The sequence below is a fragment of the Ectopseudomonas toyotomiensis genome (assembly GCF_017167985.1).
GTDB lineage: Bacteria > Pseudomonadota > Gammaproteobacteria > Pseudomonadales > Pseudomonadaceae > Aquipseudomonas > Aquipseudomonas toyotomiensis.
Genome location: NZ_CP070505.1, coordinates 259,525 through 277,140 on the forward strand (window position 1 = coordinate 259,525; position 17,616 = coordinate 277,140).

Consider the following 17,616-nt stretch of genomic DNA (forward strand, 5'->3'; position numbering starts at 1 on the left):
TTTGCATTGCTCATGAAGCAGAGAACGTCATCATTCCGTCAGCTACTGGCAAAGTGCCTTGCGCCTTTGCCCGTTTTACTCGCTTTGCCGACACTCGGCTACAGCGCTACGGCGGCTGCCACCTTTACCAGTACTGAACAGCTTATCGGCGCCACCGAGGTCTTTCTTGAGCAGGCGACCACTGAATATCTACAGCGTAGCGAAATTCAGGGCCGCCATGAGATTCGCGTCAACCGTCTCGACCCGCGGTTACGCCTGCCCCTGTGCGATCAGCCGCTGACCACCACGCTGGAAAGCCCGGCGCAACCACTGGGCCGCGTCACCACGCGCGTGCGCTGCGACGGCAGCGCCCCCTGGACCGTATTCGTGCCGGCCGAAGTGCGGTTGTATCGGCCAATCGTCGTACTGACTCGCCCGCTCAAGCGCATGAGCGTAGTCAAGGCTGCAGATTTGAGCCTGGTGGAACGCGATGTCGGGCAACTGGGTCAGAACTTCCTGACCGACCCGACGCAGGCAATCGGCAAGAAATTGACACGACAACTCGGTAGTGACCAGATTCTTCTTTCGACTCATCTGCAAGTAGCCGAGGTCATTCGGCGCGGCGATCAGGTGGTGATCAGCGCTCGCGGCGCTAGCGTGAGTGTCCGTATGCCCGGCGAAGCCCTGACCGATGGCGCTCCAGGCGAACAGATCAACGTGCGTAACCTGCGTTCGCAGCGAGTCGTTCGAGCCCGCGTGGTCGGGCCTGGTCAAGTGGAAGTACCCATGTAGGCATGTTTCTTGTAGCGCAAAGACGTGGCGATTCCCTACACTGTTTCAACGACGCGATGAAATTAATCCTAAAGTTTTTCCGGCAGCAGCCGAAAAGCATGGCAAGCGTCCACCATATCGTCCGAGGTTCTGCATCATGGTCATCGACTTCAACCGGCTGAACAATGCCAATACGCCCGCCAATGCGGGACGTACCGGCGCGACTCAGGCTGGCAATCGCAATGAGTCGGCACAGCCGAACAAGGCGCCTGTCACCGGTAACGATGAACAAACCAACGCCAAGAGCGGCGAATCGGTGCAACTGAGCCGTGAGGCACAACAGTTGCAAACAATCGGCGAGAAGCTGCGTGATCAGCCCATCGTCAACAAGGAGCGTGTGGCCCAGCTGAAACAGGCCATCGCTGATGGCAGCTATCAGGTCGACAGCAAACGCGTCGCCCAGAAACTGCTCGACTTCGAATCCCAGCGCTAGTCTCAGGGCTGCGCTGGGGGTGTTGGACGCCCGCCCCCCAAGAGCCCGCCATGAATGACACAGCCTTGCTTGACCTCTTCACCAACGATATCGGCACTGCCGAGCAATTGCTTGAGCTGATCGATAACGAATTCCAGGCACTCACCGAGCGCGACCTGCCGCGCCTCGATAGCCTTCTCAACGAAAAACAACCTCTGCTTGCCCTGCTTCAGCAGCATGGCAACGACCGCAGCCGCCTGCTGCAAAGTGCCGGCCTGAGTGCTGATCGCGAAGGACTCAACGCGCTGGCGAGCAAGTCCTCCGTGGGCGATCAACTGCTGGCGCGCAGCGAGGAGTTGTCCGCTCTGCTGCAGCGTTGCCAGGAGGCCAATCTGCGCAATGGGCGTTTGATTCGCGCCAACCAGGCCTCGGTCGGCAGCGTCCTCGGCATTCTGCGTGGCGGAGAGACCCCGGGCCTCTATGACAGCCGCGGCAGTGCCGCTAGAATCGCGCAGCAAAGGCCGCTCAGCCAGGCCTGAGCCATCCCCCCAACAAAAAGCACAGGGACATGCAGGCACTATGCCAGTATGCTAGTGCCGTTGTAGTCCATGACTCGGAGAGTTCCGAACTGTGTCCAGCGCGTTCAACGACGAGAGCGGTCCTCAACCGCCCAAGGTGCTCAAGACATCCGTCGAGATCATTGCCACCTTACGTCAATTGCAACAGAACCATGACCCCCTGGTTATCCAATTCAAGGATCGTGGCCAGCGTTTTCAAAGTTACCTTGTCGAAATCGATAAAGACCGTGCGCGCTTAGCGCTGGACGAGATCATCCCTACCGATGGCGAACGCTTTCTCAAACAAGGCGAAACCTTCAACGTCGAGGCGTTCCGCGACGGGGTGCGAGTAGCCTGGACCTGTGATCACGACGTGCAGCTTGGCGAACTCGAGGGAGCCCCCTGCTACTGGGCACCGCTGCCCACCGAAGTGATCTATCACCAGCGCCGCAGCGCCTTCCGTGCGCAGTTGAAGCAAAGCGATCTGGTCAAGGTTGTACTCAGCGGCGACAAGCTGCGCGAACCACTGTCAGGTCATCTGCTGGACATCTCGGCCACCGGCTGCAAACTGCGTTTCGCCGGCAACCTCAGCCAGCAATTGAGCAATGGCCAGGTACACGAGCGACTCACCGCCTATCTGCCCTTCGGCAACATGACCTGCACCGTGGAGTTACGCCACGTGCAATACGAGGACAAGGTCGACATGACGTTCGTCGGCACTCGTTTTCATCGCCTGAACGGCCTGGAGCAACGCCAGGTCGAGCGCTTCGTCTATCAGCTGCAACGCGAGGCGCGTCGCACCGAGAGCGACGGCCCCTTCTGACCCGCGCAGCCTTTACTGGTCCGCCTGCGTTTTCTGCTGGTCCTCTTCAGCCGCCGCTGCCGCAGCGGTGGCTGGTTCCTGCATCTGCTCCTGCACCGTCTGCTCATCGACCCTCGGGTCGAGCGCAGCGACCAGCGGTGAGCTGGTGACGTTACCCGGCATGGCCATATGGTGCAGCGGCGCATCGTCGACCTGATGCAGATGGGTCACCACTTCAGGACGAATGCGCCAGACCAGAATCAACGCGCAAACGCTGACGAACACATAGAGCATGTTGGCGCCGTAGAAACGCATCAGCACACCGGCCAGCAGCGGGCCGATGCAGGCGCCCACGCCGAAGGTGACCAGCAGCATGGCCGTCAGTGACACGCGGCGCTCCGGCTCCACATGGTCATTGGCCAAGGCCACCGCCAGCGGATAGAGACTGAACTGCATCAGGCTGACCAGAAAGCCCACACCGAACAGTAAGCCGAGGAATACCTCCGGCAGTGCCGCCAGCGGCAAGGCCGCCAGTAGCAGCAAGACCGAGCAGCCGCGAATCAGGCGCACGCGGTCATGCCGATCGGAAAGCCAGCCCAGCGGCCACTGCACCAGCAGGCCGGCGAGAATGCAGCTGCCCATGAACAGGCCCACCTGCTCGGTCGACAGACCCATCCGCGTGGCGTACAACGGCGCCAGACCGTAGAACGAGCCGATCAGCAGACCGGCCACCGAGATGGTGGTCAGCGACAGCGGCACCCGACTGAGGAAGAAACGCAGCTCCAGCGGCGCCGGGTGCAAGGGGGCCGGGTGCAGGCGCCGGGTCAGCGCCACCGGCACCAGGCACAGCGCGAAGCACAGCGCCACCAACATCAGCAGCTCCAGCCCCAGCGTCGGGTGTACGACCAAAGCCAACTGGCCAAGGATCAGTCCCAGATAGGAGGCCGCCATGTAGCCACTGAACACCAGGCCACGCTGCTTGGCTTCAGCCTGCTCGTTGAGCCAGCTCTCGATGACCATGTACTGGCACATCATGCCCAGGCCCACCAGCATGCGTAGGAACAGCCAGAACGGCAGCCACTCGACCAGCCCATGACCCAGCACAGCGGCCGTAACCACCCCGGCGCAGGCCACGTAGGCACGGATGTGCCCCACCCGACCGATCAGCCGATGCCCCAGCTTGCCACCCAGCACCAGGCCGAAATAGTTGGCCGCCATCAGTGCCCCGACCCACAGACCATCCACGGTATCGGCCAGACGCAAGGCCAGATAGGTACTGAGCAGACCGGAGCCGAGCAGCATCAACAGAGTGGCAAAGTACAGCGAGCGGAATGACTTCCAGATCAGTCGCATTGGCGGGTAAAGCTCCTTGTACGGTAACCGGGTGAGCGTCACGCCTGTGCGGCGAGAACACGACGCTCCCAGGGCGTAATTTCATCGTAGAAGCTGGTCAGCTCCAGGGTCTTGCTGGCGATGTAACCTTCGATGAATTCCGCACCGAACAGTTCGATTGCCAACTCGCTGCGTTTCAGACGCTCGATCGCAGCGTGCATGGTACAGGGTAGCGCCAATTCTTCCGGCACCTCGAACTCACCCTGGATCGGCGCGCTGGGTTGTAGCTCACGCTCCAGACCATGCAGCCCAGCCGTCAGGCTGGCAGCGAGAGCCAGATAGGGGTTGGCATCAGCACCCGGCAGACGATTTTCCACCCGCCGCGCCACCGGGGCACTGGCCGGAATACGCAGGCCGGCGGCGCGATTGTCCACCGACCAGCAGGCGTTGTTCGGCGACGCATAGGGATGACACAGGCGCTGATAGGAGTTCACATGCGGTGCGAACAGCAGGGTGAAATCAGCCATTGCAACCTGCTGACCGCCGATGAAGTGATAAAAAGCCGCTGTCGCCTCGCCATTGTCAGCGCTGAAGATATTGCGGCCACTACCCTGCTCCACCACGCTCTGGTGGATATGCATGGAGCTACCCGGCGTATGCGCCAGCGGCTTGGCCATGCAGACCACGGACAGTCCATGCTTGAAGCCGACCTCCTTGAGCAGGTGCTTGAACAGGAAGGTCTGATCGGCCAGCTGCAACGCGTCGCCATGCAGTAGGTTGATCTCGAACTGGCTGACGCCCATCTCGTGCATGAAGGTGTCACGCGGCAGCCCCAACGCCTCCATGCAGCGATAGACCTCGGCAAAGAATGGCCGCAGGCCATTGCCGGAACTGACGCTGAACGCCGAGCCACCGTCCTCACGACGGCCATCCAAGCCCATCGGCGGCTGGAACGGCTGCTGCGGGTCTGGGTTGGCGGCGAACACGAAGAACTCCAGCTCGGTCGCCACGACAGGCTGCCAGCCATGCTCGGCGTAGCGCGCCAATACCCGTTTGAGCAGACCGCGCGTGGAAAGCCCGGAGCTGCGCCCGTCCAGTTCGTCCGCGTCGCAGATGGCCAGTGCGCGCGGCGACTCGCTCCAGGGCAGACGATGAATCTGGCGAGGTTCGGCGTTAAGCAGCAGATCGCCATCGTCACCGCCGTAGAAACGTGCCGGCGGGTAGCCGCCCATGATGCATTGCAACAGCACGCCGCGAGCGAGCTGCAGGCGCCGTCCCTCAAGAAAACCGCTGGCCGTCATCACCTTACCGCGAGGGACGCCATTAAGGTCCGGAGTTACGCAATCGATCTCATCGATACCCTGCAGCAGGGTTTCCAGTGCCTGGCGGCTGGCAGTGCTCATCTTTTGTTGTCCTTGAATGACGCGGATACCGCCTGACGGCGACGATGCGTACAAAATACGCACCAGTCGTTCGATATTTCAAGCAGACAAAGCTTGCCGAGATGCGACACCGGCTTGCACCCTGTCGTCCAGATACCAGTGGCTGGCACGAAGCGCTATGAGGCTGTGCTAGAGTCGCGCGCTATTTTTTCGGCCGACCTTCCACAGGCTGCGCTGAAAGCCCTCTCGACCCAGGCGCGACGGCCTTTGCCACACGCCCAGCAACCAGAGAACCACGCGATGTCCCAAGCCATCCACCCTGCCCTGCAGCTACTCAACCGCACCAGCCTGGTGACACAGATCATCATCGGCCTGCTCGCAGGTATCGCCCTTGCCGTGATCGCCCCACAGGCAGCGCTGTCCGTCGGTTTCATCGGTAACGTGTTCGTCTCGGCGTTGAAGGCGGTGGCGCCGGTACTGGTGTTCATCCTGGTTATGTCGTCCATCGCCAACCACCAGCAAGGTCAGCAGACCCACATTCGCCCGATCCTGCTGATGTACCTGATCGGCACCTTCAGCGCCGCCCTGGTCGCGGTGGTGGCCAGCTTCGCCTTCCCGTCGTCGCTGGTGCTGAGCAGCCAGGCCGCTGAACTGACGCCCCCCGGCGGCATCGGCGAGGTGCTCAAGACGCTGCTGATGAACGTGGTCGACAACCCGGTCAACGCGCTGCTGCGCGGCAATTTCATCGGCATTCTGGCCTGGGCCATCGGCCTCGGCTTCGCCTTCCGTCATGCCAGCGCCAGCAGCAAGCAGCTGCTAGGCGACCTGTCCAGTGGCGTTACGGCCATCGTCAAGCTGGTGATCCGCCTGGCACCGCTGGGTATCTTCGGCCTGGTCGCCGCGACCCTGGCCGAGTCCGGTTTCGACGCCCTGCTCGGCTACCTGCACCTGCTGGTGGTGCTGGTCGGCTGCATGCTGCTGGTGGCCCTGGTGGTCAACCCGGCGCTGGTGTACTGGAAGATCCGTCGCAACCCTTATCCGCTGGTACTGACCTGCCTGCGCGAAAGCGGCATCACCGCCTTCTTCACCCGCAGTTCGGCCGCCAATATTCCGGTCAACCTGCAGCTCTGCCAGCGCCTGGGCCTGCACGAAGAGACCTATTCGGTCTCCATTCCGCTGGGCGCCACCATCAACATGGCCGGTGCGGCCATCACCATCACCGTGCTGACCCTGGCTGCGGTGCATACCCTGGGCATCGCCGTCGATCTGCCCACCGCCCTGCTGCTGAGCGTGCTGGCCTCCATCAGTGCCTGCGGCGCATCCGGTGTCGCCGGCGGCTCGCTGCTGCTGATCCCGCTGGCCTGCAGCCTGTTCGGCATCCCCAACGAAGTGGCCATGCAGATCGTCGCCATCGGCTTCATCATTGGCATCGTTCAGGACTCGGCGGAAACCGCGCTGAACTCTTCTACCGACGTGCTGTTCACGGCGGCTGCCTGCATGGCGAAAGAAGAACACCAGGGCTGAAACAAAAGAAGGCTTGTGCGATGCGCAAGCCTTCTTTCTATCGCACGGAGCAAGAGCTCAAACTTGTCGCATGCAGCTCACTGCTGCGCTGCCAGAGCGAACCCCTGGACGGACTGGGCAGCCTGATAGAGGATCTGCCCAACATGCTCGACTTCAGCCTCGCTGATGATCAATGGCGGCAGGAACCTGACGGTTGCCCCATGGCGCCCACCCAGCTCCACGATCAAGCCACGTTCCAGACAGGCGCGCTGCAGTTTGCGCGCACGCTCTCCATCGGCCACGGGACGACCAGCACCATCATTGCGAGACGGATCGACGATTTCCATACCTAGCATCAGGCCGCGCCCACGCACGTCACCAACCCAGTCGAACTCAGCCTGCAATCCCTGCAATAACGTGTTCAGTCGAGCACCAACGCTACGCACGTGGCCCGTAATGCCTCCGCGTTGAATGAAGCGCAAGGTGGCATCACCAGCAGCCATGGCCAGCTGATTGCCACGGAAGGTGCCGGCATGGGCGCCAGGCTGCCATTGATCGAGCTCACCACGGTAGACCACCACCGAGAGCGGCAGACCGCCGCCGATGGCCTTCGACAGCGTCACCACATCGGGGGTGATGGCGCTGCGCTCGAAGGCAAAAAGATCGCCGGTGCGCCCGATACCGCATTGGATCTCATCGAGGATCAGCGGAATGCCATGCTCACTGGTGATAGCCCGCAGCCCCTGCAGCCAGCGATCCGGCGCGGGAATCACACCACCCTCGCCCTGCACCGTTTCCAGGATCATTGCGGCTGGCTGGGTCACGCCACTTTCCGGGTCGCTGAGCAGATGGCGAATGTAATGCAGGTTGGTATCGATCGATTGCTCGCCAGACAACCCGAACGGGCAGCGGTATTCATGTGGATACGGCAGGAACTGCACACCGGACAGCAACCCGCCCAACGCGCTCTTCGGTCCAAGATTGCCGCTGATCGAGAGCGTGCCAAGGGTCATACCATGGTAAGCACCATGGAACGCCAGCACGCTCTGCCGCCCGGCTGCCGTACGCGACAACTTGAGCGCCGCCTCCACTGCATCCGCCCCGGTCGGGCCGCAGAACTGGATGCGCGCGTCCTCGGCGAACTCGCTCGGCAGCAGATCGAACAGGGTCTGCACGAAGGCATCCTTGATCGAGGTGCTCAGATCGAGGGTGTGCAATGGGATACCCGATGCCAGGGTTCGCTGGATCGCCTCGACCACCACCGGATGATTGTGCCCCAGCGCCAGCGTACCGGCCCCCGCCAGGCAATCGATGTAGACCTGCCCGCGCGAATCCTCGACGTAAACACCCTGTGCCCGCTTCAACTCCAGCGGTATGCGCCGCGGATAGCTGCGTGCATTGGACTCGCGCTGTGTTTGCCGTTGCAGCAATGGCGTGCTGTCAAGGCAGTAGCGCTGGCTTAGCCCAGTATGTCGATGCCTTAGTTCGAGAGGAATGTTCGTTGTCGGGGTAATCACGCTCATGATGGCCTCCTCGCTTCACACAAGTAGTGCGTTCTCTGACGGCACCCCTTCGAACACGTCGAAAGGAACGAGACAACGAACCTTGAATAAGTCGTAGGCGGCGACACCTTTGTCGCCGCCCTCCCTACCTGGTTTTACTTCCTTTAGAAGTCGTAGCGAGCGGCTACACCCAGGGTCATTGGCGCACCAACATCGAGCAGGTCGTCGCTCTGGTTGTTGGTGATGTATTCCTCATCGAAGAGGTTGTGCACATAACCGCTGAGGGTCAGGTTGCCAATAGGCAGCTCAGCGTTCAGGTTTACCAAGGTCACGCTGTCATTGCGGCGTACCTTGGTGATTTCACGTGCGCCATTGGCATCGAAGTTGGAGATGCTCCGCCCCTGGTAAATAACATTGCCACCTATCATCAGACCGTTGTTGAAGGTGTAGTTGGCTCCCAGGTTGGCCATCTGTTTTGGCGCATAGACGAATTCGTAACCACTGAGATCCACGCCATCGCGGACGAACGACTTGTACTTGGTGTCGTTGTAGGCGAAACCGGCATTGACCAGCAGCTGCGATGTCACCAGATACTCGGCAGAGAACTCCAGGCCCACCATACGGCTCTCGGCCGCGTTGGCTACCTGAGTAGTGCCATCGGCGATATTGCGGAACGACACCTGCTGGTCCTTCCACGTGGTGTGGTAGAGGTTGGCCGTGGTACGCAGGCGGCGGTCCAGCCAGTTGCCACGCCAGGCCAGCTCATAGGTACTGGTGAACTCAGGATCGTAGCTATCGTGGCGAGAGCGGCTGCGAATGTTCACACCACCACTGCGATAGCCGCGCTGCCAGGTCAGACCAAACACCTGATTATCGGTCAGGTCATGACTGATACCGATCTTCGGTAGCAATACGCTGGAACTGAGATCACGATCGACAGAAGGGTCGGTAGCGAGGCTCAGCACATCGATGGGGTAATTGATCTTGGTGTTGTTCTTTTCATGATCCCAGCGCAGACCCGTGATCAACTGCCAGTCGTCCACGAACTCCCAATTGAGTTCACCAAACAACGCGTGGCTGTTGATTTTGGTCTCACCCTTCTGATTCAACAACACCGTCCCGTTGTTGACCAACTGATCGTCGATCTCGCCTTTTGAACGCCCCAGGTATACGCCAACTACACCATCGAGCCGATCCGACGCATAACCCATGCGTAGCTCCTGGCTACCCAAAGTCTGTTCGTGATGGCGGGGAGATGTCTGAGTCACGCTCGTCAGGCGATCGAAGTCGAGAATGGAGTCGTACTTGGACCAGGTGCCAGAGGTGACGCTGGTCAGAGTCCAGAAGTCGTCCAGACGATAATCGACTTTGGCGGTGGCAGTGTTCTGGTTCAGCGTGTTGTAGGTCTCGGTGTTCTCGTAAATGCTGTAATAATCGGGCTTGCCGTTAGATGCGGCCGTCGCATTGAGGCCACTGCGCTGCTTCGTGCGGCTGAAGGTGAGCAGCACATCCATGTCATCCGACGGCAAAATAAGGAACTTGCCTCGAATATTGGACGAGCGCAGCTGGTTGGCGTCCATGTCCAGGAATTCGTTCTCGATATAGCCGTCAGACGTCTGGTAATCGACAGCCAAGCGCCCGGCGATGATGCCATCGACCAAAGAGCCGTTGGCCATGGCCGACGCCCCACGCTCACCATACTTGCCTGCGTTGCTTCTCACCGAGAACTCTGGATCGAAAGTCGGATCCTTGCTCTTCATGATGATGGCACCTGCCAGAGAGTTACGTCCCTGGGTGGTCGACTGAGCCCCCCGATAAATCTCTACCTGCTCCATGTCCCAGAGCTGCATTGGATTGTGAGTGAGCAGACGATTGACCTGCAGTGCATCGTCGACATAGACCGACACGGCACCGTTCATCGCAGCGGGCCCCTGGTCATCGAACCCACTCACCGGAATACCGCGAATACCCCAGTTCTCGTTCCCCGACTGAGCGTAAACGCCCGGAGTGCGGTCCAGCACACCCTGAAGATCCTGATCGCCATGAATACGCATGTCCTCACTGGTCACCACCGCAACGCTGGAAAGCGTTTTGTCCTGGCTGCGTTGAATCTTTTCCCCTGTGATGACCACTTCCTTGAGCTGCAGGGTTTCCTCTTTCTTGGCCTCTTCGGCTGCCAGCAGCGGAGTCGCAGCCATCAGACCGGACGCTACAGCCAGCGCCAACGTGTTCTTCTTGAAATTGCTCATTTGCCCCTCGGCTCCTTCGCTCTTGCTTATTTTTCGAAGCGAAACGGATGGTCGCTTCTACTCCTCCCCAAGCTTCGACGGCAGAAGCCAGAAGCTCACAGGTGCGAAATATTATCGAGTGCAAGAATATTTGCAATCTTTACGATAGTGATTATCATTTGAAACCTTCTTGCACGCAGAGCAGTCATGCAAGAAGCCGATGCTGCATTACCGCCTCACCCCGACATAAACCTCTTGAATGGAGGGATGGACCATGGTCCTTCGTCTACACGGAAGCCCAGCTCACACTGCTCCACTCATCGAGTGCCCCGCCGCGATCTGGCCGCGTTCTGCCGCAAGGATCGCCCGCTTATGAATCAGGTTGTCAACGCGCTTCGTTCGTCTTGTGTGCAGGATGGCTGCACTATCACCTCACTACTGGACGACCACCCGCTCCCTCTACTAATTGCCAGCCAGGAAGGTCAATCGATCCACACGTTGAGCGATACATTGCGCGCCATTGCCCTGGACACTCTAGGCACGACCGGTGGAGTCCTGTTTCGCAATTTCAAGGTGCCGACGCCGCTGGACTTCAAGCGCTTCGCAGCCAGTTTCGGCATGCCGCTGGGTACCTACGAGTTCGGTTCCACGCCGCGCAGCAAGGTGTTCGCCGGCGTCTACAGTTCCACCGAATACCCCGCGCACCAGAGCATTCCCCTGCACAACGAGCAGTCCTACACGCGCCAATGGCCATCGCGTATCTGGTTCCACTGCATGACGTCGAGCCAGACAGGCGGAGAAACTCCCATCGCCGACAGTCGCCAGGTGTACCAGGCGATCGACCCGGCTATTCGCGAGGAATTCATCTCCAAGGGTCTGCTCTACGTTCGCAACTACAGCAGCGCCCTCGACATACCCTGGCAGCAGGTGTTCAACACCGATGACCGCAGCAAGGTCGAGCAGTACTGTCAGTCCCAGGGGATCGACTGGAGCTGGTCGGAAGCAGGCGAACTGAGCACACGGCAGCTATGCCAGGCAGCGGTTCGCCACCCCGTCAGCCAGGAGTGGGTGTGGTTCAATCAGGCGCACCTGTTCCATATCTCCGCCATGGCGCAGGATCTGCGCCAGACCCTGATCGAGGCGGTCGGCGAAGCGCAGTTGCCGCGCAATGTCTATTTTGGCGACGGTACGCCGATTCCAGACGCCACTCTGGACGCCATTCGCGCCGTCTATGCCAATACCAGCGTCGCCTTCCCCTGGCAGGCCGGCGATGTACTGATGCTCGACAACCTGCTGGTCGCTCATGGCCGTAACCCGTTCAGCGGCGACCGCAAGGTCATCGTGGCGATGGCCTAGGAGCGTACATGGACACTCCAACTCCGCCGCTGCTGCCCCTGAGTGAGCTGGCTGTTCGCTACGTGCGTCAATCCTTCGCCCAGAGCCGCCTGTGGTTCCTGCATCAATTGGAGCCCGAACGCGCCCAGCACAACATTCTGGTGCGCATGGTGCTCCAGGGAGAGCACCTGCAGACAGCCCGCCTCAAGCGCGCGCTCGACGCACTGAGCCTGCGCCACCCGGTACTGCGCGCCTGTTACCGCACGGCCGAGACCGGCCCGGAGCAGTGCCTCGCCGCCCCGCCATCCATCAACCTCGACTATCGCGACCTCGACGGCCTGAGTGCGAGCGAGCGCCGCGCCGTGATCGAGCGCCTGTTGCACGACCAGCAGAACACGCCCTTCGATCTCGAAGCCGGCCCGGTCATGCGCGCCTGCCTGTTGGATCTCGACGCAGCCTCGCAGGAGCTGATCATCGTCATCCATCACATCGCCTTCGACGGTCGTTCGGGGGAAATCCTCCTGCAGGATCTGGCTCACTACTACGACAGCGAAGAGACCGGCGCGCCACTGCCCGGACGCTTGCAGTACGCCGATTTCGCGGCCTGGGAACCTGGCTACGTGACCCCACGACTGATCGAAAGCGAGATCGTCTTCTGGCGCGACTACCTGGCCGGCATGCCGCTGCAACTGGAGTTCGATCGGCGTGTGCGCAGCGAGGGGCCGGCACAGGGCGGCCGCCATGCATTCACCATCCAGGCAGAGCGGGTCGAACGGCTCAAGCAGGTCTCTCGACATCTGCGCCTGCCCCTATTCGTGACGCTGACCGGGCTGTTCCAGATCTGGCTGCATTACCTCAGTGGCCGGCATCGCTTTCTCGTCGGCACCGATGTGCACGGCCGCGACCTGCCCGCCCTACAGGACATCTTCGGCTTCTTCGTCAATCAGCTCACACTCAAGTGCGAGCTGGAGGATGAGTTGACTCTTGGCGAGTTGCTGGCACGCACTCGCCAGGCCATTCGCGTGGCCCATGGGCATCGGCAGTTGCCATTCGACCTGCTGGTGTCCCATCTGGCGCCACAACGCAAGTCGGATCGCTCGCCATTGTTCCAGGCCAAGTTCAACTACCAGCGTGACCGCTTCAGCATCGAGGGCCTCGGCGCGGCTCGCCTCGTCAGTACTCAGGTAATCCAGGACCTGGCGGGCTTCGATCTGGTGCTCGACCTGATGCACCGCCACGCCAGTATCGAAGCCACGCTGGAATATGACCGCCGCCTGTTCAGCAGCGACGAGATCGAGCGCTTCGCCAGCCTCTGGCAGGAACTGCTGGGCCAGGTCGACGACCTGCTGGAGCATTCGCTCAGCGATCTGCGCAGCCGCCTGCGGGGCTGGGACGACGCCTACCTGCAGCAGCAACAGCACGCACACCTCGATCAAGGACGCGCACGCCTGGGCAACACCCGGCGCCGCGCCATCAGCCTGTAGCGACAAGGAGCCCGCATGACCGCCATTCCTCCGTCCGGCAACCGTCCCGCCGCCGGTATCCCTCCCCGCAAACCCATCATGGTCTCGCAGCAAAGCATCGTCAGCGAAGGCCTCCTGGCAGCGGACTGGGATCTGCCCTGGCAGGTCGAACCGAGCCTGCCTGGCGTCGATCTGGTGCAATGGGCCACGCAGAACCGCGAACATCTGGAGAAAATGCTACTGCAGCATGGCGCCATTCTGCTGCGCGGCTTCGACGTACAGAGCACCCAGCATTTCAATGCCGTGATCGACGCCCTGTCGAGCGGCGCCCTGGAATATATGTTCCGTGCCTCGCCGCGCACGCGGGTAGGCGGCAACATCTATACCTCGACCGACTACCCGGCCGACCAGGTGATCTTCCCGCACAACGAGCATTCCTACTCGCCACGTTTTCCGCTGCGTCTGTTCTTCTACTGCCACCTGCCTTCGGAAACCGGCGGGGAAACCCCGATCGGCTCGGTACGCCGGGTCAAGTCACTGATCCCGCAGGAGATCGTCGAGACCTTCAGGCGCAAGAAGATCCTCTACGTACGCAACTATGGCGACGGCTTCGGCCTGCCCTGGCAGTCGGTGTTCCAGACCGACGACCGCGCCGAAGTGGAGGCCTACTGCGCCTCGGTGGGCATCGAGGTGGAATGGAAGGACGGCAACCGTCTGCGCACCCGTCAGGTCGGCGCCGCCCTGGCGCGCCACCCACGCACAGGCGAAGAAGTCTGGTTCAACCACGGCACCTTCTTCCATGTCAGCACCCTGCCCGCCGCCATCCGTGACTCGCTCGGCGCCGGCTTCTCAGCGATGGACCTGCCCACCAACACCTTCTACGGCGACGGCAGCCCCATCGAGCCGGACGTACTGGAAACCCTGCGCGCCGCCTATCTGGGATCGCTGGTGAAGTTCCGCTGGCAGCGCGGCGATGTCCTGCTGCTCGACAACATGCTCGCGGTGCATGGCCGGGAACCCTACGCCGGCCCCCGCAAGATCTACACCGGCATGGCCGAAGCCACCGCCGGCAGAGACGTACAGCTCTGATACGTCTGTTCTCCAATTTCGCTCACGAGGAAACGCCATGTCGGCTCTGACAGGTTTTCGCATCTCTCCACAACAGGCCCGGGCCTGGCGCGACGCCCGGCACAACGCAGCGGACAGTGCCGGTAGCTGCCTGGTCGTCGAGGTGGCCCAGGCTCCATCGGCCGCCGAAATCGATGCACGCCTGCAGGCCCTGGCCGAACGCGAAGAGATTCTGCGCACGGTGCTGCATGCCGTGCCCGGCATGGCTCTACCGATCCAGGTGATCGAGGAACAGCCGCGTGTCACCTTCGCCGCCGAGGACTGGCGCGACGCAGACGCGGCGCAACGCGCTGCCCGCCAGAACAAGAGCACGCTGCAAGCGGGCAGCGTACTCTCGGTGCGCTACGTCCGTATCGAGGATGAACGCTGGTGGCTGTGCCTCGAAGGCGCTGCCAGCGCCCTGGATCTGAGCAGCCTGGCCCTGATCGCCAGCGAACTGCTTGGCGCGGCCCAGGCCGAACGCCTGCAGTACGTCGACTACGCGGAATGGAAGAACGGCCTGCTGGAGGATGAAGCCGACGGCCAGGCCGTGCGCTTCTGGCAACAGATGCGCACGGAGAGCGCGCCGCTTGAACTGCACGGCCTGCAGTCGCCCGGCAATGGCCAGGCCTGCCAGCCGGCCTTGCACGCCCTAACCGGCATGCCCGCGCACGCCGACCTGCAAGCGCTGGCATCCCGTGTGGGGTTGGGTCTGGAAGAGCTGTTGTTCGCTGCCTGGTGTGTGCTGCTGGCCCGGCTGAGCGGGCAGCAACGCATCCAGCTCGGCTGGCAGGATGCCGGCCGTGGCGAGGGCCTGGAACAGGCTCTGGGCCTGTTCGAGCAGCGCCTGCCGGTGCAGGTGGAAGTCGATCTGCAAGCGCCATTGACGTCCCAGGCCGCCACCCTGCTCGCCCCCCTTCGCCAGGCCAGGGGCTGGCGCGATCATTACGACAGCGAGCAGCCCTGTGCGCTTTATTTCGCCTGGTGCGAACTCGACGTGCCCGGAAAACTCGGCACGCCGGTCATGGCCACCGGCTTCCAGCCGCCCTTCGCGCTCGGTCTGGAATGCCATGCCGGCAGCGACACGACGCTGGAGCTGCGCCTGGCCTATGACCGCACGCGCTTCGACGCCGCGGCCATCGCCTGCCTGGAAGAACAATGGACCCGACTGCTACAGGGATTGTGTGCGCAAGACGCCATCCTCGGGACGCTGCCCCTGCTCGGCCCTCGCCAGGAACAGGGCCTGCAGGCCAGCGCCAAATCGGCAGAAGTGCGGGATGCAAGCGTGCTCACGCTGCTCGAAGAACGTGCCCAGGCCAATCCCGATGCCCCGGCACTGGTCGATGCTGGTGGCCTGACCCGCTATGGCGAGCTGCTGGCCCAGGTCGACACCCTGGCTCGGCGCCTGCGCATCGCGGGCGTGCAACGCGGCGACGTGGTCGGCATCCTCATGCGCCGCGAGCGCCAGGCCATCGTCGCCATGCTGGCCGCCCTGAAGGCCGGCGCGGCCTACCTGCCCCTCGACCCGGCCTATCCAGGCGAACGCCTGAGCTACATGCTCGACAACAGCTCGGCGCGCCTGCTGCTCACCACCCAGGCCCTGCAAGGCGGTGTCGCCAGCGGCGTGCCTACCCTGCTGCTGGACGCTGCCGGCGAGGGGGCTGGCGCCGATGCCGAGCCATTGCCGGCGGTCAACGGCGAGCAGACCGCCTATCTGATCTACACCTCGGGCTCCTCCGGTCAACCCAAGGGCGTGCCGATCAGCCATTCGGCCCTGAGCCGTTCGACCCAGGTGCGCATGGCCTTCTACCCTGAGCCGGTGCGGGCCTACCTGTTGCTTTCGTCATTGTCCTTCGACAGCTCCGTGGCGGGCATCTACTGGACGCTGTGCCAGGGCGGTCTGCTGGTGCTGCCGGCCAGCGGCGAGGAGCTGGACCTGGAGGTGCTGGCCGCGCTGATCGAACGCCATCGCGTCAGCCACAGCCTGTCGCTGCCATCGCTCTACGAGACCTTGCTGGACTACTGCGATGCCACCACCCTGGCCCACCTGCGCACCTGGATCGTGGCTGGCGAGCCCTGCACACCGCGCGTGCTCGACAAGCACCGCAACAAGGTGGGGCACGCACAACTGGTCAACGAATACGGGCCGACTGAAGCCACCGTCTGGGCCACCGCCGAGGTACTCAGCGATGCAGCCTCCGGCACGGCCACCATCAGCATCGGCCGGCCCATTCCCGGCATGGGCCTGTGGCTGCTGAACGAATACGGCCAGCCGGCCGCCATCGGCGAACCCGGCGAGATACACCTCGGCGGCCCGACCCTGACCAGCGGCTACCTGGGCCTGCCCGAGCAGACCGCCAGCGCCTTCGTGCATTACCCGCACATCGCTGCGGGCCAACGCCTGTATCGCACCGGTGACCTGGCCCGACGCCATGTCGACGGCCGCCTGGACTTCCTCGGCCGCCGTGACCAGCAGATCAAGATCCGCGGCCACCGCGTCGAGCGCGGCGAGATCGAGCGCGTGCTGCAGAGCCATTCGGAGGTGCGCGAAGCCGTGGTGATCGCCCAGGTTCACGAAGGCAGCGCCCGCCTGATCGCCTACTTCACCGACCGCCATGGCTATGTTCCCGAGGCCCAGGCGCTGAGCAGTTTCATCAACGATCGCCTGCCAAGCTACATGGTGCCGGCCGCCTTCGTGCATCTCTCAGCGCTGCCGCACACCCCCAACGGCAAGCTCGACCTCAACGCTCTGCCCAACCCGGATGACCTGGTCGCGGCCAGCGCCGCCTACGTGGCCCCGCGCGACGAAATGGAAGCAGCACTGGCCGATATCTGCCAGCAGGTGCTCAAACGCGAACGCATCGGGGTACAGGACAACTTCTTCCAGATTGGCGGCGACTCGATCCTCAGCCTGCAGATCGTCTCGCGCGCCAACCAGCAAGGCATCCGCCTCAGCGCCAAGCAGATATTCGAGAGCGAGACCATCGAGCGCATGGCCCAGGTCGCCACCCGTGGCGCCCCCGAGAGCGAAGCGCCAGTGGCCACCGCTGCCGAGGACACCAGGGCGACCCGCACGGCCGCCGACTTCCCCCTGGCCGACCTCGACGATGCCGCCTTCGGCGACCTGCTCGCGGAACTCAATTCGACCGACTGAACCGGGGCCCTGCCTGGCCGCCCCCTTCA

At 62.4% G+C, this 17,616-nt stretch carries 13 protein-coding genes; 9 read left to right on the forward strand and 4 right to left on the reverse strand.

Going from position 1 to position 17,616, the window contains the following annotated elements:
• Positions 1–12: 12 nt before the first annotated feature.
• From flgA to JWV26_RS01225, 4 genes are all read left to right on the forward strand, one after another.
• A complete protein-coding gene (gene flgA, locus JWV26_RS01210; protein ID WP_206418190.1) occupies positions 13–771 on the forward strand; it encodes a flagellar basal body P-ring formation chaperone FlgA in 759 nt (252 codons plus the stop codon).
• A 136-nt stretch (positions 772–907) separates the two neighbouring features.
• Positions 908–1,243 carry a flagellar biosynthesis anti-sigma factor FlgM gene (gene flgM, locus JWV26_RS01215; RefSeq protein WP_074916131.1) on the forward strand — a complete coding sequence of 112 codons (336 nt, stop codon included), beginning with the start codon at positions 908–910 and terminating at the stop codon, positions 1,241–1,243.
• 50 nt (positions 1,244–1,293) lie between these two features.
• Complete coding sequence (locus JWV26_RS01220; protein ID WP_074916133.1) at positions 1,294–1,761, forward strand: flagella synthesis protein FlgN; 468 nt, start codon at positions 1,294–1,296, stop codon at positions 1,759–1,761.
• 91 nt (positions 1,762–1,852) lie between these two features.
• Entirely contained in the window at positions 1,853–2,602 is a 750-nt protein-coding gene (locus tag JWV26_RS01225) for a flagellar brake protein (protein WP_206418191.1), read from the forward strand.
• A gap of 12 nt (positions 2,603–2,614) precedes the next feature.
• Here the strand turns inward: JWV26_RS01225 and JWV26_RS01230 are convergent, their stop codons facing one another.
• A complete protein-coding gene (locus tag JWV26_RS01230; RefSeq protein WP_074916137.1) occupies positions 2,615–3,934 on the reverse strand; it encodes an MFS transporter in 1,320 nt (439 codons plus the stop codon).
• A gap of 38 nt (positions 3,935–3,972) precedes the next feature.
• Complete coding sequence (locus JWV26_RS01235; protein WP_420890287.1) at positions 3,973–5,316, reverse strand: glutamine synthetase family protein; 1,344 nt, start codon at positions 5,314–5,316, stop codon at positions 3,973–3,975.
• Between the two features lie 279 nt (positions 5,317–5,595).
• Here JWV26_RS01235 and sstT point away from each other — a divergent pair, with 279 nt between their 5' ends.
• On the forward strand, positions 5,596–6,819 hold the full coding sequence (gene sstT, locus JWV26_RS01240) for a serine/threonine transporter SstT (RefSeq protein ID WP_206418192.1): 1,224 nt from the start codon (positions 5,596–5,598) through the stop codon (positions 6,817–6,819).
• A gap of 77 nt (positions 6,820–6,896) precedes the next feature.
• Here the strand turns inward: sstT and JWV26_RS01245 are convergent, their stop codons facing one another.
• Together JWV26_RS01245 and JWV26_RS01250 are read right to left on the reverse strand one after the other, a co-directional pair.
• A complete protein-coding gene (locus JWV26_RS01245) occupies positions 6,897–8,321 on the reverse strand; it encodes a diaminobutyrate--2-oxoglutarate transaminase (protein WP_206418193.1) in 1,425 nt (474 codons plus the stop codon).
• Between the two features lie 143 nt (positions 8,322–8,464).
• The gene (locus tag JWV26_RS01250; RefSeq protein ID WP_206418194.1) at positions 8,465–10,549 is read right to left on the reverse strand and encodes a TonB-dependent receptor; all 2,085 of its coding nucleotides are present in this window, start codon (positions 10,547–10,549) and stop codon (positions 8,465–8,467) included.
• Positions 10,550–10,900: 351 nt separating this feature from the next.
• Between JWV26_RS01250 and JWV26_RS01255 the strand changes: the two genes are divergently transcribed.
• From JWV26_RS01255 to JWV26_RS01270, 4 genes are read left to right on the forward strand one after another with little or no spacing between them, the layout of a single operon-like run.
• Positions 10,901–11,884 carry a TauD/TfdA family dioxygenase gene (locus JWV26_RS01255; RefSeq protein WP_206418195.1) on the forward strand — a complete coding sequence of 328 codons (984 nt, stop codon included), beginning with the start codon at positions 10,901–10,903 and terminating at the stop codon, positions 11,882–11,884.
• Positions 11,885–11,892: 8 nt separating this feature from the next.
• Positions 11,893–13,347: a condensation domain-containing protein gene (locus JWV26_RS01260; RefSeq protein ID WP_206418196.1), complete on the forward strand. Its 1,455-nt coding sequence runs from the start codon at positions 11,893–11,895 to the stop codon at positions 13,345–13,347.
• Between the two features lie 15 nt (positions 13,348–13,362).
• Complete coding sequence (locus JWV26_RS01265) at positions 13,363–14,415, forward strand: TauD/TfdA family dioxygenase (protein WP_206418197.1); 1,053 nt, start codon at positions 13,363–13,365, stop codon at positions 14,413–14,415.
• Between the two features lie 37 nt (positions 14,416–14,452).
• Positions 14,453–17,587: a non-ribosomal peptide synthetase gene (locus tag JWV26_RS01270; protein ID WP_206418198.1), complete on the forward strand. Its 3,135-nt coding sequence runs from the start codon at positions 14,453–14,455 to the stop codon at positions 17,585–17,587.
• Positions 17,588–17,616: the final 29 nt, after the last annotated feature.

What these genes read in the sequence shown, in the direction of transcription:
- JWV26_RS01230 (WP_074916137.1), bottom strand. Translation starts at nt 3,934, where the DNA reads ATGCGACTGATCTGGAAGTCATTCCGCTCGCTGTACTTTGCCACTCTG.
- JWV26_RS01260 (WP_206418196.1), top strand. Translation starts at nt 11,893, where the DNA reads ATGGACACTCCAACTCCGCCGCTGCTGCCCCTGAGTGAGCTGGCTGTT.
- flgM (WP_074916131.1), top strand. Translation starts at nt 908, where the DNA reads ATGGTCATCGACTTCAACCGGCTGAACAATGCCAATACGCCCGCCAAT.
- JWV26_RS01270 (WP_206418198.1), top strand. Translation starts at nt 14,453, where the DNA reads ATGTCGGCTCTGACAGGTTTTCGCATCTCTCCACAACAGGCCCGGGCC.
- JWV26_RS01220 (WP_074916133.1), top strand. Translation starts at nt 1,294, where the DNA reads ATGAATGACACAGCCTTGCTTGACCTCTTCACCAACGATATCGGCACT.
- JWV26_RS01265 (WP_206418197.1), top strand. Translation starts at nt 13,363, where the DNA reads ATGACCGCCATTCCTCCGTCCGGCAACCGTCCCGCCGCCGGTATCCCT.
- JWV26_RS01235 (WP_420890287.1), bottom strand. Translation starts at nt 5,316, where the DNA reads ATGAGCACTGCCAGCCGCCAGGCACTGGAAACCCTGCTGCAGGGTATC.
- flgA (WP_206418190.1), top strand. Translation starts at nt 13, where the DNA reads ATGAAGCAGAGAACGTCATCATTCCGTCAGCTACTGGCAAAGTGCCTT.
- JWV26_RS01255 (WP_206418195.1), top strand. Translation starts at nt 10,901, where the DNA reads ATGAATCAGGTTGTCAACGCGCTTCGTTCGTCTTGTGTGCAGGATGGC.
- JWV26_RS01245 (WP_206418193.1), bottom strand. Translation starts at nt 8,321, where the DNA reads ATGAGCGTGATTACCCCGACAACGAACATTCCTCTCGAACTAAGGCAT.
- JWV26_RS01250 (WP_206418194.1), bottom strand. Translation starts at nt 10,549, where the DNA reads ATGAGCAATTTCAAGAAGAACACGTTGGCGCTGGCTGTAGCGTCCGGT.
- sstT (WP_206418192.1), top strand. Translation starts at nt 5,596, where the DNA reads ATGTCCCAAGCCATCCACCCTGCCCTGCAGCTACTCAACCGCACCAGC.